20 protein-coding genes and 1 pseudogene are annotated in these 20,612 nt (G+C 65.3%); 17 read left to right on the top strand and 4 right to left on the bottom strand.

Annotation, left to right across the window (positions count from 1 at the left end):
* Window position 1: 1 nt before the first annotated feature.
* From proB to ACIU1A_RS26230, 4 genes are all read left to right on the top strand, one after another.
* Complete coding sequence (proB, locus tag ACIU1A_RS26245) at window positions 2–1,141, top strand: glutamate 5-kinase (protein ID WP_140517608.1); 1,140 nt, start codon at window positions 2–4, stop codon at window positions 1,139–1,141.
* A gap of 3 nt (window positions 1,142–1,144) precedes the next feature.
* Complete coding sequence (locus tag ACIU1A_RS26240; RefSeq protein WP_404925611.1) at window positions 1,145–2,431, top strand: glutamate-5-semialdehyde dehydrogenase; 1,287 nt, start codon at window positions 1,145–1,147, stop codon at window positions 2,429–2,431.
* 247 nt (window positions 2,432–2,678) lie between these two features.
* On the top strand, window positions 2,679–3,266 hold the full coding sequence (locus tag ACIU1A_RS26235) for a nicotinate-nucleotide adenylyltransferase (RefSeq protein WP_140670736.1): 588 nt from the start codon (window positions 2,679–2,681) through the stop codon (window positions 3,264–3,266).
* Between the two features lie 101 nt (window positions 3,267–3,367).
* Window positions 3,368–4,666, top strand: a complete 1,299-nt coding sequence (locus tag ACIU1A_RS26230; RefSeq protein WP_404925610.1) for an MFS transporter — start codon at window positions 3,368–3,370, stop codon at window positions 4,664–4,666.
* On the opposite strand, the gene ACIU1A_RS26225 is transcribed toward ACIU1A_RS26230, so the two are convergent.
* Window positions 4,667–5,518, bottom strand: a complete 852-nt coding sequence (locus ACIU1A_RS26225) for a mechanosensitive ion channel family protein (protein ID WP_140580118.1) — start codon at window positions 5,516–5,518, stop codon at window positions 4,667–4,669.
* A gap of 242 nt (window positions 5,519–5,760) precedes the next feature.
* On the opposite strand from ACIU1A_RS26225, the gene rsfS reads away from it, so the two are divergent.
* From rsfS to ACIU1A_RS26175, 10 genes and pseudogenes are all read left to right on the top strand, one after another.
* Complete coding sequence (rsfS, locus tag ACIU1A_RS26220) at window positions 5,761–6,138, top strand: ribosome silencing factor (RefSeq protein WP_135902362.1); 378 nt, start codon at window positions 5,761–5,763, stop codon at window positions 6,136–6,138.
* Between the two features lie 83 nt (window positions 6,139–6,221).
* Window positions 6,222–6,704, top strand: a complete 483-nt coding sequence (gene rlmH, locus ACIU1A_RS26215; RefSeq protein WP_140517517.1) for a 23S rRNA (pseudouridine(1915)-N(3))-methyltransferase RlmH — start codon at window positions 6,222–6,224, stop codon at window positions 6,702–6,704.
* A gap of 167 nt (window positions 6,705–6,871) precedes the next feature.
* On the top strand, window positions 6,872–8,251 hold the full coding sequence (locus ACIU1A_RS26210; RefSeq protein ID WP_140662830.1) for a murein hydrolase activator EnvC: 1,380 nt from the start codon (window positions 6,872–6,874) through the stop codon (window positions 8,249–8,251).
* Between the two features lies 1 nt (window position 8,252).
* On the top strand, window positions 8,253–9,584 hold the full coding sequence (locus ACIU1A_RS26205) for a S41 family peptidase (protein ID WP_181165202.1): 1,332 nt from the start codon (window positions 8,253–8,255) through the stop codon (window positions 9,582–9,584).
* Between the two features lie 197 nt (window positions 9,585–9,781).
* Window positions 9,782–10,957 (top strand): divergent polysaccharide deacetylase family protein, encoded by a 1,176-nt coding sequence (locus ACIU1A_RS26200; protein WP_404925609.1) that lies wholly within the window; start codon window positions 9,782–9,784, stop codon window positions 10,955–10,957.
* Window positions 10,958–10,987: 30 nt separating this feature from the next.
* Window positions 10,988–11,508: pseudogene (locus ACIU1A_RS26195) on the top strand (RNA pyrophosphohydrolase).
* A gap of 92 nt (window positions 11,509–11,600) precedes the next feature.
* Complete coding sequence (alr, locus tag ACIU1A_RS26190) at window positions 11,601–12,740, top strand: alanine racemase (protein ID WP_404925608.1); 1,140 nt, start codon at window positions 11,601–11,603, stop codon at window positions 12,738–12,740.
* Between the two features lie 275 nt (window positions 12,741–13,015).
* On the top strand, window positions 13,016–13,438 hold the full coding sequence (rnk, locus tag ACIU1A_RS26185) for a nucleoside diphosphate kinase regulator (protein WP_140493045.1): 423 nt from the start codon (window positions 13,016–13,018) through the stop codon (window positions 13,436–13,438).
* Window positions 13,407–13,994 carry a nucleoside-diphosphate kinase gene (locus ACIU1A_RS26180; RefSeq protein WP_404925607.1) on the top strand — a complete coding sequence of 196 codons (588 nt, stop codon included), beginning with the start codon at window positions 13,407–13,409 and terminating at the stop codon, window positions 13,992–13,994. Before rnk ends, ACIU1A_RS26180 begins: the two co-directional genes overlap by 32 nt.
* A gap of 123 nt (window positions 13,995–14,117) precedes the next feature.
* Window positions 14,118–15,374: a D-amino acid dehydrogenase gene (locus tag ACIU1A_RS26175; protein WP_140525021.1), complete on the top strand. Its 1,257-nt coding sequence runs from the start codon at window positions 14,118–14,120 to the stop codon at window positions 15,372–15,374.
* A gap of 59 nt (window positions 15,375–15,433) precedes the next feature.
* Here the strand turns inward: ACIU1A_RS26175 and ACIU1A_RS26170 are convergent, their stop codons facing one another.
* Together ACIU1A_RS26170 and ACIU1A_RS26165 are read right to left on the bottom strand one after the other, a co-directional pair.
* On the bottom strand, window positions 15,434–15,568 hold the full coding sequence (locus tag ACIU1A_RS26170; RefSeq protein ID WP_263483336.1) for a hypothetical protein: 135 nt from the start codon (window positions 15,566–15,568) through the stop codon (window positions 15,434–15,436).
* Between the two features lie 44 nt (window positions 15,569–15,612).
* Window positions 15,613–16,494 (bottom strand): LysR family transcriptional regulator, encoded by an 882-nt coding sequence (locus tag ACIU1A_RS26165; RefSeq protein WP_404925606.1) that lies wholly within the window; start codon window positions 16,492–16,494, stop codon window positions 15,613–15,615.
* A gap of 222 nt (window positions 16,495–16,716) precedes the next feature.
* Here ACIU1A_RS26165 and ACIU1A_RS26160 point away from each other — a divergent pair, with 222 nt between their 5' ends.
* Together ACIU1A_RS26160 and ACIU1A_RS26155 are read left to right on the top strand one after the other, a co-directional pair.
* Window positions 16,717–18,213, top strand: coding sequence for a CoA-acylating methylmalonate-semialdehyde dehydrogenase (locus ACIU1A_RS26160; protein ID WP_140517525.1), 1,497 nt, complete (start codon window positions 16,717–16,719; stop codon window positions 18,211–18,213).
* A gap of 344 nt (window positions 18,214–18,557) precedes the next feature.
* A complete protein-coding gene (locus tag ACIU1A_RS26155) occupies window positions 18,558–18,857 on the top strand; it encodes a hypothetical protein (protein WP_140517526.1) in 300 nt (99 codons plus the stop codon).
* A gap of 85 nt (window positions 18,858–18,942) precedes the next feature.
* Here ACIU1A_RS26155 and ACIU1A_RS26150 read toward each other — a convergent pair whose 3' ends face one another.
* On the bottom strand, window positions 18,943–19,587 hold the full coding sequence (locus ACIU1A_RS26150; RefSeq protein ID WP_404925605.1) for a GntR family transcriptional regulator: 645 nt from the start codon (window positions 19,585–19,587) through the stop codon (window positions 18,943–18,945).
* A gap of 116 nt (window positions 19,588–19,703) precedes the next feature.
* On the opposite strand from ACIU1A_RS26150, the gene ACIU1A_RS26145 reads away from it, so the two are divergent.
* A complete protein-coding gene (locus ACIU1A_RS26145) occupies window positions 19,704–20,597 on the top strand; it encodes a dihydrodipicolinate synthase family protein (RefSeq protein WP_404925604.1) in 894 nt (297 codons plus the stop codon).
* Window positions 20,598–20,612 lie beyond the last annotated feature (15 nt).

The following is a 20,612-nucleotide window of genomic DNA, read 5'->3' as shown; positions in this document are numbered from 1 at the left end:
CGTGCAGTCGCTGAAGAAATACCGGCGCATCACCGTCAAGATCGGCTCGGCGCTTCTGGTCGACCGCACCGCCGGGCTGAAGCGCGACTGGCTGGCCTCGCTGGCCGACGATATCGCCGTGCTGGCTCAAGGCGGCGCGGAAATCCTGGTCGTCTCGTCGGGCGCCATCGCGCTTGGCCGTACCATTCTTGACCTGGGAAAAAGGGCGCTGAAGCTCGAGGAGAGCCAGGCGGCCGCAGCCGTCGGCCAGATCGCGCTGGCCGGCGCCTGGTCGGATGCGCTCGGCAAGGGCGGGTTGAAATCGGGCCAGATCCTGCTCACGCTTGGCGACACCGAGGAGCGCCGCCGCTACCTCAACGCCCGGGCGACGATCTCGACGCTCTTGAAGATGAAGGCGGTGCCGGTCATCAACGAGAACGACACCGTGGCGACCTCCGAGATCCGCTATGGCGACAATGACCGACTGGCCGCGCGGGTGGCGACGATGATGGGCGCCGACCTTTTGGTGCTGCTCTCGGATATCGACGGTCTCTACACCGCGCCGCCGGCGCGTGACCCGGAGGCCAAATTCGTCGCGGTGGTCGATCGCATCACGCCTGAGATCGAAGCGATGGCGGGTGCCGCGGCTTCCGAACTGTCGCGCGGCGGCATGCGCACGAAGCTCGACGCCGGTAAGATCGCCACTGCGGCCGGCACGGCCATGATCATTACCGCCGGCACGCGGCTTTCGCCGCTGATGGCGATCGAGCGCGGCGAGCGCGCCACCTTCTTCCGGCCGAGCGCCAACCCGGTGAAAGGCTACAAGAGCTGGATCGCCGGCCAGCTCGAACCGGCGGGAAGGCTCACCGTCGATGCCGGCGCCGTCGGGGCGCTGACATCGGGCAAGTCGCTGCTGCCGGCCGGTGTGAAGCTGGTCAGCGGCAATTTCTCGCGCGGCGATACGGTGGCGATCCTGTCGCCCGAGGGTCGCGAGATCGCCCGCGGGCTGGTTGCCTATGATGCCGCGGATGCCGTAAGGATCGCAGGCCTGAAGACAACCGAAATCGAGACCGTGCTCGGCTACGAGGCGCGTTCGGCGATGATCCACCGCGACGACCTTGTGGTCAGCCTCGCGGGCGACCAAGTAACGAGCGGAGGATGAGCCATGCTGAAGCTGCATGAAAAATCCCGGAACGATACAGTGGCGACGATGGCCGACCTCGGCCGCCGTGCCCGCGCCGCCGCACGACCGCTGGCCATCGCCACGACAGCCGCCAAGAACGCGGCACTTGCCGCCATGGCGCAGGCGATCATCGCCCGCGAGCGAGCCATACTTGACGCCAATGCCATCGACATCGCGAACGGGCATGAAGCCGGCCTGTCGGCGTCCTCCATGGACCGGCTGAAGCTCAATCCAGCCCGCATCCGCGCCATGGCCGACGGCATTCGCGAAATTGCCGAACTCGGCGATCCCGTCGGCGACGTGATCGCCAGTTGGGAGCGGCCGAACGGCCTCAGGATCGAGCGCGTGCGCACGCCGCTCGGCGTCATCGGCGTCATCTATGAGAGCCGGCCGAACGTCACGGCGGATGCCGGCGCGCTCTGCCTCAAGGCCGGCAACCCGGTGATCCTGCGCGGCGGCTCGGATTCGCTGAACTCGTCTTCGATGATCCACGCTTGCCTGGTCGACGGCTTGAAGGCAGCCGGCCTGCCGCAGGACGCCATCCAGCTTGTGCCGACCACCGACCGCGTCGCCGTCGGCGAAATGCTGAAGGGCCTCGGCGGCAATCTCGACGTCATCATCCCGCGCGGCGGCAAGAGCCTGGTCGAGCGGGTGCAGACCGAGGCCCGGGTGCCGGTCTTCGCGCATCTCGAAGGCATCTGCCATCTCTATATCGACCGCTCGGCCAAGCTCGACATGGCGGTCGGCATCGCCGTCAACGCCAAGATGCGGCGCACCGGCGTCTGCGGCGCGGCCGAAACGCTGCTGGTCGACCGTGCGGTTGCCTCCACCCACCTGGTGCCGATCCTCGACGCCTTGCGCGCCGCCGGCTGCGAGATCCATGCCGATGCCGAGGTGCTGAAGCTGTTCTTCGACGCCAAGCCGGCGACCGATGCCGACTGGGTCACCGAATATCTCGACGCCGTCATCGCGGTGAAGCTGGTCGACGGTGTCGACGGCGCGATCGAGCATATCGAGACTTTCTCCTCGCATCACACCGAGGCGATCGTCGCCGAGGACGCGCAGGCGGTGGAACGGTTCTTCAACGAGATCGACTCGGCGATCCTGCTGCACAACGCCTCAACGCAGTTCGCCGATGGCGGCGAGTTCGGCATGGGCGCCGAGATCGGCATCGCCACCGGCAAGATGCACGCGCGCGGGCCCGTTGGCGTCGAGCAGCTGACCTCGTTCAAATACCGCGTGCGCGGCTCGGGACAGGTGAGGTCTTGACGCTTTTCGTCCAAAGGGCCTGAAGCTTGCGCCCAGCCACCCCCTCTGTCCTGCCGGACATCTCCCCCGCAAGGGGGGGAGATTGGCTGACATTTTTGGTTTCGCCGATCTTCAATGCCCCAAGATTTGTGCCTTCACCGAAACTGCCAATCTCCCCCTTGCGGGGGAGATGTCCGGCAGGACAGAGGGGGGTGCCTAGCGAATGCTTTCCCTGCTTGAGCAACCTATCCCGTCCAGCTACCTCAAAATGCCGCATGCCGGCAAAGGCCTTGCCGTCGGCCTGTTCGGCGGCTCGTTCAATCCGCCGCATGCCGGCCACGCGCTGGTCGCCGAGATCGCGCTCAGGCGGCTGGCGCTCGATCAGTTGTGGTGGATGGTCACACCAGGCAATCCGCTGAAGAACACGCACGAGCTGGCACCGCTGGCCGAGCGGCTGCGCCTGTCCGAAAAGATCGCCAAGAACCCGAAGATCAAGGTCACCGCCTTCGAAGCGGCGCATCATGTGCGCTACACCGCCGACGCGCTGGCGCTGGTCAAGGCACGCAATCCCGGCGTCGACTTCGTCTGGATCATGGGCGCCGACAGCTTGCGCGATTTCCATCGCTGGCAGCGCTGGCGCGAAATCGTCATGACCTTCCCGATCGCGGTCATCGACCGTCCGGGCGCGACGCTGTCGTTCCTGTCGTCGGTCGTGGCCAAGACCTTCGACTATGCCCGCGTCGACGAAGGCGATGCGCCGAGGCTCGCCCGCATGAAGGCGCCCGCGTGGACCTTCATCCACGGCCCGCGCTCGTCGCTGTCGTCGACGGCTATCCGCGAGCAGGCGAAGGGCTGATCGGTACGCACAGCGCCCTTTCTTCGCAAGGAGGAAGGCAAGTCCGGCAATGTCGCTTTTGCGGCGGCCTTTCGTCATCGAATGGATGATCTTGCGCTGATATGACCACTCTCGTGAAAAACCAAACCGAAACGGAACCGAGGCACGGCGACACGCCCACGCCGCTGATCGCGATTGCCAGCGTCGTGGTGTCGATGGCGCTGATCGCCATCGGCAACGGGCTGATGTTCGCCTACATCCCCGTCCGGCTCGGCGTGGAAGGCTTCGATCCGACCTGGGCCGGTCTGATCGTCACCGGTCTGTCGGCGGGTGGTCTCGCCGGCTGCATCCTGACCGGACCGCTGGTGCGCAGGGTTGGCCATGCCCGCGCCTTCATGGTGCTGTCGGCGCTGATCGCGCTGTCCAATGCCGCAATCGGCGCCGGGCCGCACCCCCTGTTGTGGATCGCGGCGCGCGCGCTCTACGGCTTTGCAATATGCGGGCTTTTCATCGTCGCGCAGAGCTGGCTCAACGATGCCGTGGCCAATGCCATACGCGGCAGGGTAATGGCCGTCTTCTACGTCGCCTATGTCGGCGGGCTCGGCATCGGCTATGCGACGCTGGCGCTGGTCGACATCAGGACGGCGGATGCATCGCTGATCGGCATAGCCTTCACCGCGCTATCCATCCTGCCCGTCGGGATGACCCGGCTGGCCCAGCCGCCGGCGCCACAGGCGGCATCGGTGGCGCTGCGCCGGGCCTGGCGGATTTCGCCGGTGGGCGTCGCCGGCATGCTGGCGGTCGGTGGCCTGTCCATGTCGATTTCCGGCTTCGCGCCGATCCACGCCACCGCGAAGGGGTACAGCCAGGCCGACGTGGCGCTGCTGCTTTCGGTGATGCCGCTCGGCACGCTGATCCTGCAGGTTCCGCTCGGCTGGATTTCCGACCGTACCGATCGCCGCTATGTGCTGGTCGCGGCATCCGCGATCGCTGCGGCGGCAGGGATGTTTGCGCTCGGCTTCGACGGCGGCACGCTGGCGGTGCTGCTGGTGATCTATGTGATGTGGGACGGCGCCTCGGAATCGATCTACTCGTTGGCCAGTGCCCACGCCGCCGACCGCGCCGGCAAGGACGACATGGTGGCGCTGTCGAGTTCGCTGTTGTTTGCCTGGTCGCTGTCCGGCTTCATCGTGCCGGGCATCGTGACCGCGCTGTCGGCCGTCTACGGCACGCAGGCCTTCATCTATGTGACTATTGTCATCGCCTGCGTCTTCTGCCTGTTCGTGCTTTTGCGCGTGTTCACCACGCGGCCGGTGCCGGCAACCGAAACCGGCAGCTTCGCGCCGATGACGGCGCAGGCGCCACTGCCGGTGGAACTGGCCTTCGCGCCGGACGAACAGCACCGGCACAGGAGCGAGTGACTATTGCCGGCGGGTTTCCGGCGCGGGGGCCTGCGGTGGCGGCAGCGGGATCGATATGCGTTCGCGGTCGAATTCCTGCTTGGCCCGCTTGGTGAGATCGGCCTGGGCGGCGAAGAAATCCGCCGATGATGTCCAGTAACGCAAGGTGATCGAGACGGTGCTTTCGCCCAATGCCGCGACAAAGGCGGTCGGCGCCGGCTCACGCTTGATGCGGCGCTCGGCGGCGGCGATCGCAAGCAGCGTCTTCTGGGCGCGGTCGATGTCGTTCCAGGAGCCGATCGAGAGGGTGATGTCGCCGCGCCGCACGCCGTTGCGCGAAAAATTGCGCACCGGCTGGTTCCACAGCGTCGAGTTGGGCGCCAGGATGTAGACGCCTTCGGCGCTCCGGAGCTTGGTGGCGAAAAGGCCGATTTCCTCGATCGAGCCGGCAATGGACCCGACTTCGACGGATTCGCCGATGCGGAACGGCCGCAATGCCAAAAGCATGATCCCGGCGGCAATGTTCTGCAGCGTGCCTTGCAGCGCCAGGCCGATGGCCAGGCCGATGGCGCCGATCGCGGCGATGATCGAGGCCGTCTGCACGCCGAACTGGCCGAGCACCATGATGACGACCAGGACGAGGATGGCATAGCGGACGATCTTGGAAAAGAAGTGCCGCAGCGTCTGGTCAAAGCCATGGATGTGGCCCAGGCCGGCAAAAATCGAACGCTCGGCAAAGCCGGCGACGATGTAGCCGACAACCAGAAGGATGACGGCGCCGACCGCCGAAAGGGAATAGGAGACAATGAGCGCGCTGAGCTGAGAGAGCCCCGCCTGCACGGTCAGGAGGGCATTTTGCGGGTCGATCGGCATAATGGGATTCCGGTTGATCAATCAGCCGATAACCCCTGCGGAACGCCTGGGTTCCGATCTTTTGCGTGTCGCGCGGAACAAGCGGAGCCTCAATGAGTTCGCATGGAAGCGGGGCTCCGTCTTGAAACTGCAACGGAACTCTGCCTATCTAAGCGGTGTCACCCGCTTTCAGGGGTGATTTGGTTGTTCTTGCTGCGAAAGGAAATACACTGAGAACAGCACTGCGGAAGAAGGCCGACATCGTGCCTTCGCCGGCCGGGATCAGCGTAAACGACGCCGTGTCCCGCGCCATCAAGACAGTCCTTGCCAGTCTGGAAGACTCCAAGGCCGAAAACATCGTCTCAATCGACATTCAGGGAAAATCGAGCCTCGGCGACTACATGGTCGTCGCGTCGGGTCGATCGCACCGTCATGTCTCGGCTGTTGCCGATCATCTCCTCAAGGCGTTGAAGGATGCCGGCCTCGGCACGGCGCGCGTCGAGGGGCTGTCCGGCGCCGACTGGGTCCTGATCGATTCAGGCGACATCATCGTCCATGTCTTCCGCCCCGAAGTCCGCGAATTCTACAATCTCGAAAAGATGTGGCAGGCGCCGGACCTCGAGGAAGAGACCTTGCACTGAGCCGGTTGGTTGGATGCGTGCCGTGGTTCCAGGCCCAATGACGATTTGCGGGCGACACGCATCGGCGGCCCTCTGAGGCGAGGATGAAGATTACCGTTCATGCCGTGGGCCGGATGAAAAGCGGCCCCGAGAGAGAACTCGCCGACCGCTATTTCGAGCGTTTCTCCAAGAGCGGCCCGGCTGTCGGCCTCGAATTCTCCGGCATCGCCGAGATCGCCGAAGGCCGCGCCCAGAACGCCGATGAACGCCGGCGGGATGAAGGCGCGAGGCTGCAGGCGCAGTTGCAGCCCGGCTCGGCGCTGATCCTGCTCGACGAGCGCGGCAAGAACCTGTCCTCGGAAGATTTCGCCGGCCGCATCGGCCAGTTGCGCGACGCTGGCCGCAAGGCGCTGGCGCTGGCCATAGGCGGCGCCGACGGCCACGATCCGTCGTTGCGCGCCCAGGCCGAGCTGGTGATGTCTTTCGGTGCGCTGACATGGCCGCACCAATTGGTGCGGGTGATGCTGGCAGAGCAGCTCTACAGGGTCTCGACGATCCTGTCCGGCCACCCCTATCACAGAACCTGAAGGTCGCATCGCACCGAATTCTGCCCCAATGCCGCGCAAGATCACGGCTTCGGGCCGGCTTTCCCTATTTTGCTCACCGGTGTGCGAAACCGCTGCACAGTTTTGGGCGATGCGCATTAATATGGTTGATGGTTCGTTAACGAAGCCGCAGATAGAGTCCATCCCGCATGGCTGAAGGCTGGAAATCGACGACGGGCTCATCGACAGCGGGCTCCTGGCGCGCGCGCTGCGGCATCGCGGCGGCGGTGGTCATCCTTTCGCTCAATGCCGCATGGGCCGAGAACACGCTCGACATGGCCCCCGATCCGGACCAGAGCCGCGCCGAATACGAACAGATCTCCAAGGAGATAAGCCTGTCGTCCGAGCGGCTGGCCAAGCTGGCCGCCGACATCGCCGCGGTCAAGAAGGACCACGCCTCGATCACCGCCGCGCTGATCCAGTCGGCGATGACCGAACAGAAGCTTGGGCAGGACATCGAGGACATCGGCGCCAAGCTGGAGGGGCTGAAGACCCAGCAGCAGAAGATCCGCGCCTCGCTGATGGCGCGGCGCGACGTGCTGGCGGAGGTGCTGGGCGCATTGCAGCGCATGGGGCTGAACCCGCCGCCGGCGATCCTGGTCAAGCCGGAGGACGCGCTGTCGTCGGTGCGCAGCGCCATCTTGCTTGGCGCCGTGGTGCCTGAATTGCGCCAGCAGACCGACAGGCTCCTGGCCGACCTCAAGGAGCAGACAAGAGTGACGGCCTCGATCGAGGCCGAGCGGGCACGGCTGACGGCGGCAGTCGGCGAGCAGACTGCGGAAAAGAAGCGGCTCGGCATGCTGCTGGAAGCCAAGCAGAAGCTCGAAGCCGACACGCAGGCGCAGTTGTCGGCCGAGCGACAGCATTCCGAGGCGCTCGCGGCCAAGGCCAGCAGCCTGAAGGAATTGATCGCCTCGCTCGAAGCCCAGGCCGAACGCAACCGCAAGGCCGCGGATGCCGCAAAGGCCGCGGAGGCCGGCCAAGCCGGCGGCGACAAGGCGGGCGGCGACAAGGCGGGCAGGGATAAGGCGGGCGGCGATATGACGGCGTCGCTGCCGGTTCCCGAGGCCAACCGGCTTGCCGCTGCGGCACCCTTCTCGGCGCTGCAAGGACAGATCGCGCTGCCGGTCATCGGCCGCATCAAACGCCGGTTCGGCGCCGAAGACGGTAACGGCGCGGTGATGCTTGGGGACATGGTTGCGACACAATCGGGCGCCATCGTCACCGCACCGGCGGATGGGAATGTGCTTTATGCGGGGCCGTTTCGCTCCTACGGTCAACTCTTGATCCTGAATGCCGGCGACGGTTATCATGTCGTCTTGGCGGGGATGAGCAGAATCAGCGTCGCAACCGGCCAATCAGTGCTCGCAGGAGAGCCGGTCGGTGCGATGGGAGAGGCCCGGGTGGCAAGCACCTCGGCTTCGAAGAATGGAAATGCCACGCCGGAGCTCTATGTCGAGTTCCGCAAGGATGGAAAACCCGTCGATCCGGCCCCATGGTGGGCGGACCGTTTTTCTGGAAGGACGTGAAATGATGCGGAAACTGTCGCTTCTGTTTGCCGGTGCGCTGATGGGCGCGTCCGCCATGAGCCTGGTCTATGGCGCGCCCGGCTCGGCAGCGAACGCTGCGGGGTCGGAGACCTACAAGCAACTGGCGATCTTCGGCGATATCTTCGAGCGCGTGCGGGCGCAGTATGTGACGCCCCCCGACGACAAATCGCTGGTCGAGAACGCCATCAACGGCATGCTTGCCTCGCTCGACCCGCACTCCTCGTACATGAACGCCGAGCAGGCGCAGGACATGCGCGTGCAGACCAAGGGTGAATTCGGCGGCCTCGGCATCGAGGTCACCATGGAGAACGATCTGGTCAAGGTGATTACGCCGATCGACGATACGCCGGCCGCCAAGGCGGGCGTGCTGGCAGGCGATTACATCGCCAAGATCGATGGCGAGGAGGTTCGCGGCCTGACCCTGAACGACGCGGTCGACAAGATGCGCGGCCTGGTCAACACGCCGATCAAGCTCACCATCCTGCGCCAGGGCGCCGACAAGCCGATCGAGCTGACGGTGGTGCGCGACATCATCAAGGTCAAGGCGGTCAAGTTCCGGGTCGAGAACGACATCGGCTACATGAAGATCACCTCCTTCACCGAAAAGACCTATGACGACCTCGAGAATGCCATCGACACCATCAAGAAGCAGGTGCCGAACGACAAGCTCAAGGGCTATGTGCTCGATCTGCGCCTCAATCCCGGCGGTCTGCTCGATCAGGCGGTAAGCGTATCGGACGCCTTCCTCAACCGTGGCGAGATCGTTTCGACGCGCGGCCGCGATCCCAAGGACGTTACCCGCTTCGACGCCAAGTCCAAGCAGGTCGACGATATCGGCGGCAAGCCGCTGATCGTGCTGGTCAATGGCGGATCGGCGAGCGCGTCCGAAATCGTCGCTGGCGCGCTGCAGGACCTACGCCGCGCCACGGTGGTCGGAACGCAGTCCTTCGGCAAGGGTTCGGTGCAGACCATCATCCCGCTTGGCGAGAACGGCGCGCTCAGGCTGACGACGGCGCTCTATTACACGCCGTCCGGCAAGTCGATCCAGGGCAAGGGCATCACGCCCGACATCAAGGTCGACCAGCCGCTGCCGCCGGAACTGCAGGGCAGGGACCTGACGCGCGGCGAATCCGACCTCAAGGGCCACATCAAGGGTGCCGACGAGAGCTCGACCGGTTCGGGCTCGGCAGCCTATGTGCCGCCGGATCCGAAGAACGACCTCCAGCTCATCTATGCCGAGCAGCTTCTGCGCGGCCAGAAGACCGATCCGTCCTTCCCGCCCAATCCGCAGAAGGCTGTCCTCAACCAGTAACAGGTGGCGGCCAACAACGGGTCTGGCCGCCCGATGGAAGCAATGCGATGCTGCCGGGACCGAAAGGTTCCGGCAGTTTGATCGGGGGTAACGCGAATCCCTCGATACAGGGCGCCAGGGGTGCGCCGGGGTTGAAGAATTCGCGCATGTCTCTTCGAAAGGTTCCATGTTCGAAGCCATGCGGACGGGGACAGGGCTTGGCTGATATCGGCAAGGACATCGAACGACCGCTCGGACTGACTGTCCGTCCGCCGCGCGCCGCCGGCAAGGTCAGCGTGGGTGCGCTCGTGGCTGCGTTCGTCGTGCTGGCCGTTGTCGGCGTCTCCGGCGCGATCGCGCTCAGGGACAAGCCGTTTCGCAAGCCGCAGGAAGTCGCGGTTTCGACGCCGAAAGTGGTGCCGGAGCCGACCGCTGCGCCGTCCGCTTTGGCGCCGGTCACGACGCCAAAGGCGGAAATGCCGGCCAAGGCTGGGGGCCCGCAGATCATCCATGTGCAGACAGAGGAAGGCGATGGTCCGCCCAGGGCGGCAATCGTCATCCGTGATCCGTCGACCATCGGCCAAAACCTGAAGATCGCGCATATTCCCGACAGGGCGCTGATCGAGGCCGGCGATGCCGGCCCCTTGCCGGTGCGCGCCGCAGACGGGCGGCGGCCCTTCGATGTCTACGCGCGGCCGTGGTCAGGCGCGCGCGGCGCCCGCGTGGCGATCGTCATCGGCGGGCTCGCGGTTTCACAGACCGGCACCCAGGCGGCCATCGCCAAGCTGCCGGCGGAAGTGACGCTGGCGTTCGCGCCGCAAGGCAACAGCATCGGCCGCTGGATGCAGGCCGCCCGGCAGAGCGGCCACGAGATCGTCATGCAGGTGCCGCTCGAACCGTTCGACTATCCCAATGTCAACCCCGGGCGCAACACGCTGACGGTGGCGGCGAGCGCGGAAGAGAACCTGAAGAACCTGCGCTGGGCACTGTCGCGGACGACGAACTATACCGGTGTCATGAACTATATGGGCGCGCGGTTTTCCGCCGACCCGGCGGCAATGGAACCCTTCATGGCCGAGCTCGGCAAACGCGGGCTCGCCTATATCGACGACGGCTCGTCGGCGCGTAGCCTAGCGCCGGATCTGGCGCTGAAGGACGGCGTGCCCTTCGTCTCCGGCGACACGGCGATCGACGCCGTGCAGGATCGCGGCGCCATCCTGAAGAAACTGGACAGCCTGGAGGCGACCGCCCGTGCCAAGGGCACCGCGGTCGGCATCGGCTCCGCTTTCGACCTGACGGTCGACACGGTGTCGTCATGGGCGGCCGAGGCCAAGAAACGCGGCATCGAGATCGTGCCGATTTCAGCGGTGGCGATCGATCCGCAAAAGGGCTAGCCACCGGGAAACAGCTTGAAAGACTGAATGATGCCGAAGACGAAGAAGGTCGACCGCGAGACGCTGCCCTACCGTCCCTGTGTCGGGCTGATGATCCTCAACCCCGAGGGCCTGGTCTGGGTCGGCCATCGCATAGCCGAGCCGGACAGCGAATTCGCCGGCACCACGCAGCTCTGGCAGATGCCGCAAGGCGGCATCGACAAAGGCGAGGAGCCCTGCAGGCGGCGGAGCGGGAGCTCTATGAGGAGACCGGCATGCGCAGCGTCTCGCTGCTCGCCGAGGCGCCGGACTGGATCAACTATGATCTGCCGGACAACCTGGTCGGCGTCGCCTTCAAGGGGCGCTATCGGGGTCAGACGCAGCGATGGTTCGCCTTCCGCTTCCATGGCGATACCAGCGAGATCCAGATCAATCCGCCGCCCGGCGGCCACACCGCCGAATTCGACAAATGGTCGTGGCGGCCGATGCAGGAGCTGCCCGACCTGATCGTGCCGTTCAAGCGCAAGGTCTATGAAGACGTGGTGACGGCGTTCCGTCACCTTGTGCCATAGCTGGAGGGGCCGAGGCCGCGGTTCAAACGCCAGCGGTTGCCGCGCCGGTTCGACCGTCTTATTGATGTCCATCCGCCACAAGAAGGGCCGCCATGCACGACGCCCCCAAAAGATCGCTGCCCGAGGAAGCCGACGCCACAAGCGAGGCTGCTGCCGGGGCCATCCTCACCATCGACCTTGGCGCGATCCGCGAAAATTACCGGCGGCTGAAGGCGCGGCTGGGCGGCGTGCGCTGCGCGGGCGTGGTCAAGGCCGACGGCTACGGTCTCGGCGCCGCGCAAGTGGCATCGGCGCTGATGAAGGAAGGCTGCGACATCTTCTTCGTCGCGCTGCTATCCGAAGGCATCGCGCTGCGCAAGGCGCTGGGGGCCGGACCGGACATCTACGTGCTGAACGGGCTGCCGCCGGGTTCCGAGCCGGAAGCGGTGGCGGCTGGCTTGTGCGCTGTCATCAACAGTGGCGCACAGTTGCAAGCCTGGCGCGCAGCGACACACCGCGCCGGGCGCCGGCTCCCGGCTGCCGTCCAGGTCGACAGCGGCATGTCGCGGCTTGGGATGGCGCCAGCCGAGGTCGAGGCGATGGTCGGGGATGTCGGCGCTTTCGATGGCATCGACGTCAGATATGTGATGAGCCACCTGGCCTGCGCCGATGAACCGCGCCACCCGGCCAATGAACAGCAGAGGCTGGCATTCGCGCGGTTGCGTGCCATGCTACCCGTGGCGCCGGCCTCGCTCGCCAACTCCTCCGGCATCTTTTTAGGCCCGCTTTATCATTGCGATCTCGCCCGGCCCGGTGCCGCCCTCTACGGCATCAACCCGACGCCTGGCGAAGCCAACCCGATGCTGCCCGTGGTCGGGCTGCAGGCCAAGGTGGCGCAGACGCGCAGTGTCCAAAAGGGCACTGGCGTCGGCTATGGCCACAGCTACCATGCGCAGGGCCCGCTCAGCCTGGCGACGATTTCATTCGGCTATGCGGACGGCTGGCTGCGCCGCTCCGCTTCGGCCGCATGGTTCGAGGCGGTGCGCCTGCCTTTCCTCGGGCGCGTGTCGATGGACTCGATCATTCTCGACATTTCCGCCTTGCCGCCCGGCCGGCTCGGAGAGGGCGACCTGGTGGAGTTGCTAGGGCCCTCACAGAGCGTCGACGATGCTGCCGACCATGCCGGCACCATCGGGTATGAAATCCTGGCCAGCCTCGGAACGCGTTTTCACCGGCGCTATCTGGGCGGTTGAGCGGTTTGGCCGCGCTTGACAAGCGGGCGCCATTCGGCAAGCTTTGGCACATGAGCAAGCTCGCTTATATCAAAACCTTCTTCAGGGTCTGCCCGATCGCGGGATCGTAGCCCCGGCGCGGCCGCCTTCCGGCGTCCGTCCGTACCGGGGCATCCACACATCCACAATCGCCATCAAGCCGAACAGCCCTTCGCGGCTGCCGGCCTTTCACCACGCCGCCGCCAGCGCGCCGGCAGGCGCGCATCCGCTCGATGCGCCGGTCCATGAGGTTTGCCATGCAACACGCGAAAGAACTGCGTCCAAACAGCCATCTTCTGATCAGCGACGCCGACCATGACAGGCTGACGGGCCTGGCCAGGGCTTTGCTCGATCGCGCGCCCGAGACGGCCGAGGAGCTGCTTTCGGAAATGGACAGGGCCGTCGTCACGAACGCGGCGGCGATGCCGGCCGGTGTGGTGCGAATGGGTTCGACGGTGATCGTGCGCGGCGAAAGCGGCGACGCCCAGCGCATCATGCTGGTCTACCCGGGTGAGGCCGACATAGCCGAGAACCGCATCTCGGTGCTGACGCCGATGGGAACCGCGCTCATTGGCGCGAGTGTTGGGCAGGCGGTTTGCTGGAACGGTCGTGGCGGTCGGGAACTGTCAGTGACCGTCGAGGCCGTCGATGCGCCGGCTTCCGGCCCGCAACGAGCTTGATGGCGAGGCGGTGATGACGAGCACGAATTGTTGCCTGACGACGAAGGACTTCGCCGTTCTCGAAGTCATGCTGGAGCGCCGACGGGCATTCGCGGATCCGATCGTGCGCATGCTCGAACACAAGCTTTCAGGCGCCGATGTCGTGCCGATCGATTCGGTCGGCCCCGACATCGTTACGCTGAACAGCAGGGTGGTGTTCGGCGTCGATGCCGGTCCCGCCGAGACGCGAACCCTGGTGCAGCACGAGGTGCGCGGGCCGGTCGGCTCGAGCCTGTCGGTCGCAACGAGGCGCGGGCTCTGCATGCTTGGCATGGCGCAAGGCCAGACGGCAACGGTCGAACACGCCGACGGCAGGCGGGAGTCGATCCTGATCAAGGCCGTGCTTTACCAGCCGGAAGCTGCCCGGCGCACGATCAGGCAGAAAGACCAGGCTGACGCGCGCCGACCGCACGGGCTCAGGCTCGTCTACAGTGCCGCAGCCGATTGGCGGCCTCTTGGCGAGACGGCCGGAATGCGGCAGACAGAAGAAGACGACCCCGGTCCCTCGGCGGCGTGAATGGGCAACGGCGCGTGGTCTCGAAGATCGACATCGATTTTCGCTCGGGATCATGCGCAAATCGAAAATACGGCCGCGTCCACGGGCGTCCTGAGGACGCTCGGCGCGGCAAGGAGTGAATGAATGAAAATCATGGTGCTGGGCAGTGGCGTGATCGGGGTGACCACGGCCTATTATCTCGCCGAGGCTGGCCACGAGGTGACCGTGATCGACCGCCAGAAAGGGCCGGGACTGGAAACCAGCTTCGCCAATGCCGGCGAGATTTCGCCCGGCTATGCCTCGCCTTGGGCCGGGCCCGGTATCCCCCTCAAGGCGATCAAATGGCTGCTGATGAAGCATGGTCCGCTGGTGGTGCGGCCGGCCTTCGATCCGCATATGTGGACGTGGCTGGTCAAGATGCTGCGCAACTGCACTGCCGAACGCTACGCGGTCAACAAATCGCGCATGGTGCCGCTGGCCGAATACAGCCGCGACACGCTGAAGGCGCTGCGCGAGGCGACCGGCATAGCCTATGACGAGCGGACGCAGGGCACGCTGCAGCTGTTTCGCACGCAAAAGCAGCTCGACGGCACATCAGGCGATGTCGAGGTGCTGAAGAGATATGGCGTGCCCTACGAAATTCTCGACCAGGACGGCTGCATCGCGGCGGAACCGGCGCTGGCCGCGGTGCGCGAAAAATTCGTCGGCGGCCTGAGACTGCCGGGCGACGAGACCGGCGACTGCAAGATGTTCACTGACAGGCTGGCCGAGCTTTGCGTGGCACGCGGGGTCAAGTTCGAATATGACACGACGATATGGCGCGTCATCCGCAGCCGCAACCGCGTCAACAATATGAGCACCAGCAAGGGCTGGCTGTCCGCCGATGCTTATGTGATGGCGCTGGGCAGCTATTCGGCGGACTTCATGCGCCGGATGAAGCGGCCGATCCCGGTCTATCCGGTCAAGGGCTATTCGATCACGGTGCCGATCAAGGATGCCGCCGCCGCGCCGGTGTCGACGGTGATGGACGAAACCTACAAGGTCGCGATCACGAGGCTCGGCGACCGCATCCGCGTCGGCGGCACGGCCGAGATTTCCGGGTTCGACCTCCGGCTGCACGAATCGCGACGGCGCACGCTCGAACACTCGGTCGGCGACCTGTTCCCGGGAGCCGGCGCCATGCGGGAGGCGACGTTCTGGTGCGGCCTGCGGCCGATGACGCCGGACGGGCCGCCGCTGATCGGGCGCACGGAGCTTTCCAACCTCTACCTCAACACCGGCCATGGAACGCTCGGCTGGACCATGGCCTGCGGCTCGGCCAAGGTGCTGGCCGACATCATCTCGAACAAAGTGCCCGATATCGACGCCCGCGCGCTGGCGCAGGAGCGCTATCTGAAATAGACGCCGCCCGCTCGCCATCGGCGGGCGCGGCCGGGGGATATCGCGTCAGAACGCCTGTTTCACCAACCCTCGTCGAACAGCAGCCGGTAGGCCCACGGGATCGTCACATCGGTGGCGACCGGGTTGGAGTGGGCGAGATACTCGTCATAAATCGGCTTCATCCTGGCGTAGAAGGCGGGGTCAAGCACCATCATGCCGTTCTCCGTGTCGTGGAGGAAGCTGCGATGGCCGACATGCGTCAGACGAAAAGATTTCTCTCCCGCTCCACCGCCTTTGTAATGAAGGAGGCAACGATCTGGACGCGGCGCAGCGGCCTGACCGATTCGTGATAGACCAGCCAGTAGGCACGGCGGATGGGAGCCACCACGTCGACGGCCACCAGTTCCGGCATCGAGCGGGCGACGAAAGTGTGCAGGATGCCGATGCCGGCGCCCGACCGCACCGCTTCGGCCTGCCCGAGCGCGGAGGAAATGGCGAAGCTGGTGCGCCAGTCCGCGCTGAATTCGGCGGCGTAGTCGAGCGATGGGCTGACGATGAGGTCCGGCACATAGCCGATCAATGTGTGCCGTCCCAGCTCGGCAGCGGTCTGGGGCAGGCCGTGGGCTTCAGCATAGGCACGCGAGGCAAACAGGCCGAGCGAGTAGTCGACCAGCTTGCCCGCTACCAGCCGGCCCTCGGTCGGCCGCTCGACGGTGATGGCAATGTCGGCCTCGCGGCGAGACAGGGAGAAGGAGCGCGGCACCGGTACGAGCTGAATCGTCAATTCACGGTGCAGCGCGGTCAGTGTGCCGAGGCGCCGGGCGAGGAACGCGACGCCAAATCCGTCCGGCGCGCCGATCCGCACCGTGCCCGAAACGTCGTCGCCTTCGCCCGATATTGTCGAGCGGGCGGCGATCATGTCGCCCTCCATGCGCTCGGCAATGTCGAGGAAGCGCTCGCCGGCGGGCGTCAGCTCGCTGCCGGTGGTCAGCCGGCGAAAGAGTTTCGTGCGCAGCGCGTCTTCAAGTGCGGCGATGCGGCGCGAGACGGTGGCGTGGTTGAGTTCGAGCCGCCTCGCCGCGCCAAGGATTTGCCCGGCGCGCGCCACGGCGAGAAAGATGCGGACGTCATCCCAGTTCATGAGGATGGTCCGGATGACAATTTTCAATGTCGCGTTCTGTGGTGAAGGAATTCAACCTGCCAATCCTTGGGCGTCGTCTTCGTGATCCTTCCCATTTGCGAGAATTGATGCTCTCCCGTCAACCGGTGTCTATTTTCTGCACAACGGTTGCGTTCTCCCTCGCGTTGCCATCGGCGTGCCAAAGGCGGACAATGCACCATCACAAACCCAGGGAGAGACATCATGATCGAATACGGTCATTTCATCGGCGGCAAGCGTGTCGCCGGCACCAGCGGTCGCAAGCAGGACGTGATGCAGCCGATGGACGGCTCTGTGCGCGGCACGGTGGCGCTGGCCTCGCAGGCGGAACTGCGCGCGGCGGTCGAGAACGCCAAGGCGGCGCAGCCGAAATGGGCCGCGACCAACCCGCAGCGCCGCGTGCGCGTCCTTATGAAGTTCCTTGAACTGGTCGCCCGCGACTATGACGAACTGGCCGACATCCTGGCGCGCGAGCACGGCAAGACCATCGCCGATGCCAGGGGCGACATCCAGCGCGGCCTCGAAGTGGTCGAGGTCTGCATCGGCGCGCCGCACATGATGAAGGGCGAATTCACCGATGGTGCCGGCCCCGGCATCGACGTCTATTCGATGCGCCAGCCGCTCGGCGTCGTCGCCGGCATCACGCCGTTCAACTTTCCGGCGATGATCCCGCTGTGGAAGATCGCGCCGGCGATCGCCTGCGGCAACGCCTTCATCCTGAAGCCCTCCGAACGCGACCCGGGCGTGCCGATCCGCATCGCCGAACTGTTCATCGAGGCGGGCCTGCCTGCCGGTATCCTCAATGTCGTCAACGGCGACAAGGAAGTCGTCGACGCCATCCTTGACGACCCCGATATCAAGGCTATCGGCTTCGTCGGCTCGACGCCGATCGCTCATTACATCTATTCGCGCGGCACTGCGTCAGGCAAGCGCGTGCAGTGCTTCGGCGGCGCCAAGAACCACATGATCATCATGCCCGACGCCGACATGGACCAGACCGTCGATGCACTGATCGGCGCCGGCTACGGCTCGGCCGGCGAGCGCTGCATGGCGATCTCGGTGGCGGTCCCGGTCGGCAACGACACCGCCAACCGGCTGATGGAAAAACTGGTGCCGCGCGTCGAAAGCCTGAAGGTCGGCCCCTCGACGGATTCCGCCGCCGATTTTGGCCCGCTGGTCACCGCTCAGGCGCTGGAGCGGGTGAAGGGCTATGTCGATATCGGCGTCAAGGAAGGCGCCAAGCTGGTCGTCGACGGTCGCGGCTTCAAGATGCAGGGCTACGAGAACGGCTACTATATGGGCGGCTGCCTGTTCGACAACGTCACGTCGGACATGCGCATCTACAAGGAAGAGATCTTCGGGCCGGTGCTGTCGGTGGTGCGCGCGCCGACCTACGAGAACGCCATCAAGCTCGCCAATGACCACGAGATGGGCAATGGCGTCGCCATCTACACGCGCGACGGCGACGCCGCGCGAGACTTTGCTTCCAGGGTGCAGGTCGGCATGGTCGGCGTCAACGTGCCGATCCCGGTGCCGATCGCCTACTACACGTTCGGTGGCTGGAAGGCGTCGTCCTTCGGCGATCTCAACCAGCACGGTCCGGACGCGTTCCGCTTCTACACCAAGACCAAGACGGTCACCTCGCGCTGGCCGTCCGGCATCAAGGACGGGGCCGAGTTCGTCATCCCGACGATGAACTAGCCGGACGCTTGTCTGCTTGCGCGTCCTCGCCTTCGGCTGCGGGGCGCGCGGGCCGGCATCAAGGACGGAGCCGATTTCGTCATCCGACGATGAACTAGCCGGACGCTTGTCCGATAGCGCGTCCTCGCCTTCGGCTGCGGCCGCGCGGGCCGGCAGGACCACCCAAAAATCTACGGCCCGAGTCCCCTGGCTCGGGCCGTTATTTTGCAAACGCTAATGTGATGGAACCGGCGAGGGCGCCAGGACTTAGAGCTACGATCCTGCCCTGGAGGAGGCATGGCAGGCAACCAGAGCGCCGACGGCTGACCGTTAGCATCGCATCGTCGGGCGCAAGGAGGTGTCCGATGGCACAACGTCTTATGTCCATGCTGCTATGCGCCGCGGCGGCGCTATCGATAGGGCCGGCGAATGCAGCCGGCCAATGTGCGGCACGCGCCGACATCGTCAAGGCGCTCGGCGAGAATTTCCACGAAAGCGAGGCCGGGCGTGGCCTGATCAATCCCAACGTGGTGCTTGAGGTGTTCGTTTCCGAACAGGGCAGTTGGACCGTCCTCGCCTCCGACACCAAGGGCCAGAGTTGCATCCTGTCCGTCGGCGAGGGCTGGGACAGCCCGACGATCAAGGCGGCCTTGCCAGGAGCCTGAGCCTCATCGCGTCGAAGCGGTTCAGGCGACGCGTAGTCTTGGGCATGCACTGTCCTGAACCGAGGTCGGTGTCGGGCGGTATGCTTCAACGTGTGGCGGCCGCCTCGGCATGGGCGCGCAGCAATGCCATCAGCCGCTTGGCATCCTTTTCGGCGGCTTCCTCGTCACCGTCGACAATCGAGCGGATCAGCGCGACGTGATGTTCGGCCGATTCCGCCAGGCCGGTATCGGCCTTGTAGCGGAACCAGAAGCGGCGGCTATGGGTCTGCAGCGGGGCAGCCAGCCTAGCCGCGAACGGGTTGTCGGCAGCCCGCGCCAGCGCCTCGTCCAGCGTCTTGTCGGCCTGGATGAAGGCAAGCACGTTGCCGGAGATGACAGCCTTCTGCATGGCAAGCGCGGCATCGTGGAAGAGGTCGGCTGCGTCGCGGGTGACGAAGCGCGCCGCGGAGCGGGCCAGCACCACCTCGACGCCGCGGCGCGCGTCGAGGACGCGCAGCCAGTCGCCGGGGTGCAGCGGCGCGATGGCGATGCCTGCGCGCGGCCGCACGTCGAGCAGTCCTTCCCAAGCCAGCCTCTGGATCGCCTCGCGCACCGGCGTACGGCCGAGCGCCAGCTTCTCGATCAGGCCGCCTTCAGTGACGAAACTCGCCGGCGCCAGTTCGAGCGTGACAATCATATGCTCGAGCATGCGGTAGGCCTTGGTCGCAGCCGGCTCGAACGCAGCGCTCATTTGCATGGATATCAAAGGCAGTCTCCTGATATATTTTGCATATATCATAGGAAAATCCGTGTTGACAGCGGCTTTCTTAATAGATATACGGCTGATATATCAGAGGAGCGATGACCATGTGGACCGGAGTTTTCCCAGCCGTCACGACTAAATTCACCACGGACGACCGCCTCGACCATGCCGAGATGGAGCGCTGCTTCGGCTTGCAAATCGAGGCCGGCTGCGACGGCATCATCGTCTGCGGATCGCTCGGCGAAGGGCCGATGCTGTCCCATGACGAAAAGATTGAAGTGCTGAAAACCGCGCAGAAGGTGGCTGGCAAGAAACCGGTGCTGCTGACGGTGAACGAGGCCGGGACACGCGAGGCCGCCAGCATCGCCCGCCGCGCCGCCAAGGAAGGCGCCAACGGCCTGATGGTGGTGCCCAGCCCGATCTACCATACCAATGCGGAAGAGACGGTGGCGGCGCTGCGCGCCGTCGCGGAGGCCGGCGACTTGCCGGTCATGATCTATTCCAACCGGCTCGCCTACCGCGTCGATGTCACCGTCGACCAGATGGAGGAACTAGCGTCGGACAAGCGCTTCGTCGCCATCAAGGAATCCTCCGACGACATCAGGCGCTCGACCGAGATCATCAATCGCCTGGGCAGCCGCTACGACCTGTTCACCGGCGTCGACAATCTTGCTTTCGAGGCGCTGTCGGTGGGCGCCATCGGCTGGGTGGCCGGTCTCGTCACCGCCTTCCCGCGCGAGACGGTGGCGATCTACCAGCTGATGAAGCAGGGCCGCCGCGAAGAGGCGCTCGCTATCTATCGCTGGTTCCGGCCGCTGCTCGACCTCGACGTCTCGACCTATCTGGTGCAGAACATCAAGCTTGCCGAGGTGTTCGCCATTCAAACCAACGACCGCGTCCGCATGCCGCGCCAGCCGCTGTCGGGCGAGCGACGCAAGGCGGTCGAGAAGATCGTCAAGGATGCACTGGCGGTGCGGCCGGCGCTGCCGGCGTTCTGAGGCTTTCTTTCGAGA

Origin of the sequence: Mesorhizobium maamorense (assembly GCF_044998965.1) — a bacterium.
Classification (GTDB): domain Bacteria; phylum Pseudomonadota; class Alphaproteobacteria; order Rhizobiales; family Rhizobiaceae; genus Mesorhizobium.
This window is presented reverse-complemented; position numbering and strand designations above follow the sequence as displayed.

Coding starts and splice junctions, on each gene's coding strand:
- ACIU1A_RS26240 (WP_404925611.1), top strand. CDS start 1,145: ATGCTGAAGCTGCATGAAAAATCCCGGAACGATACAGTGGCGACGATG.
- ACIU1A_RS26235 (WP_140670736.1), top strand. CDS start 2,679: ATGCCGCATGCCGGCAAAGGCCTTGCCGTCGGCCTGTTCGGCGGCTCG.
- ACIU1A_RS26230 (WP_404925610.1), top strand. CDS start 3,368: ATGACCACTCTCGTGAAAAACCAAACCGAAACGGAACCGAGGCACGGC.
- ACIU1A_RS26225 (WP_140580118.1), bottom strand. CDS start 5,518: ATGCCGATCGACCCGCAAAATGCCCTCCTGACCGTGCAGGCGGGGCTC.
- rlmH (WP_140517517.1), top strand. CDS start 6,222: ATGAAGATTACCGTTCATGCCGTGGGCCGGATGAAAAGCGGCCCCGAG.
- ACIU1A_RS26210 (WP_140662830.1), top strand. CDS start 6,872: ATGGCTGAAGGCTGGAAATCGACGACGGGCTCATCGACAGCGGGCTCC.
- ACIU1A_RS26205 (WP_181165202.1), top strand. CDS start 8,253: ATGATGCGGAAACTGTCGCTTCTGTTTGCCGGTGCGCTGATGGGCGCG.
- alr (WP_404925608.1), top strand. CDS start 11,601: ATGCACGACGCCCCCAAAAGATCGCTGCCCGAGGAAGCCGACGCCACA.
- rnk (WP_140493045.1), top strand. CDS start 13,016: ATGCAACACGCGAAAGAACTGCGTCCAAACAGCCATCTTCTGATCAGC.
- ACIU1A_RS26180 (WP_404925607.1), top strand. CDS start 13,407: ATGCGCCGGCTTCCGGCCCGCAACGAGCTTGATGGCGAGGCGGTGATG.
- ACIU1A_RS26175 (WP_140525021.1), top strand. CDS start 14,118: ATGAAAATCATGGTGCTGGGCAGTGGCGTGATCGGGGTGACCACGGCC.
- ACIU1A_RS26170 (WP_263483336.1), bottom strand. CDS start 15,568: ATGATGGTGCTTGACCCCGCCTTCTACGCCAGGATGAAGCCGATTTAT.
- ACIU1A_RS26165 (WP_404925606.1), bottom strand. CDS start 16,494: ATGAACTGGGATGACGTCCGCATCTTTCTCGCCGTGGCGCGCGCCGGG.
- ACIU1A_RS26160 (WP_140517525.1), top strand. CDS start 16,717: ATGATCGAATACGGTCATTTCATCGGCGGCAAGCGTGTCGCCGGCACC.
- ACIU1A_RS26155 (WP_140517526.1), top strand. CDS start 18,558: ATGGCACAACGTCTTATGTCCATGCTGCTATGCGCCGCGGCGGCGCTA.
- ACIU1A_RS26150 (WP_404925605.1), bottom strand. CDS start 19,587: ATGAGCGCTGCGTTCGAGCCGGCTGCGACCAAGGCCTACCGCATGCTC.
- ACIU1A_RS26145 (WP_404925604.1), top strand. CDS start 19,704: ATGTGGACCGGAGTTTTCCCAGCCGTCACGACTAAATTCACCACGGAC.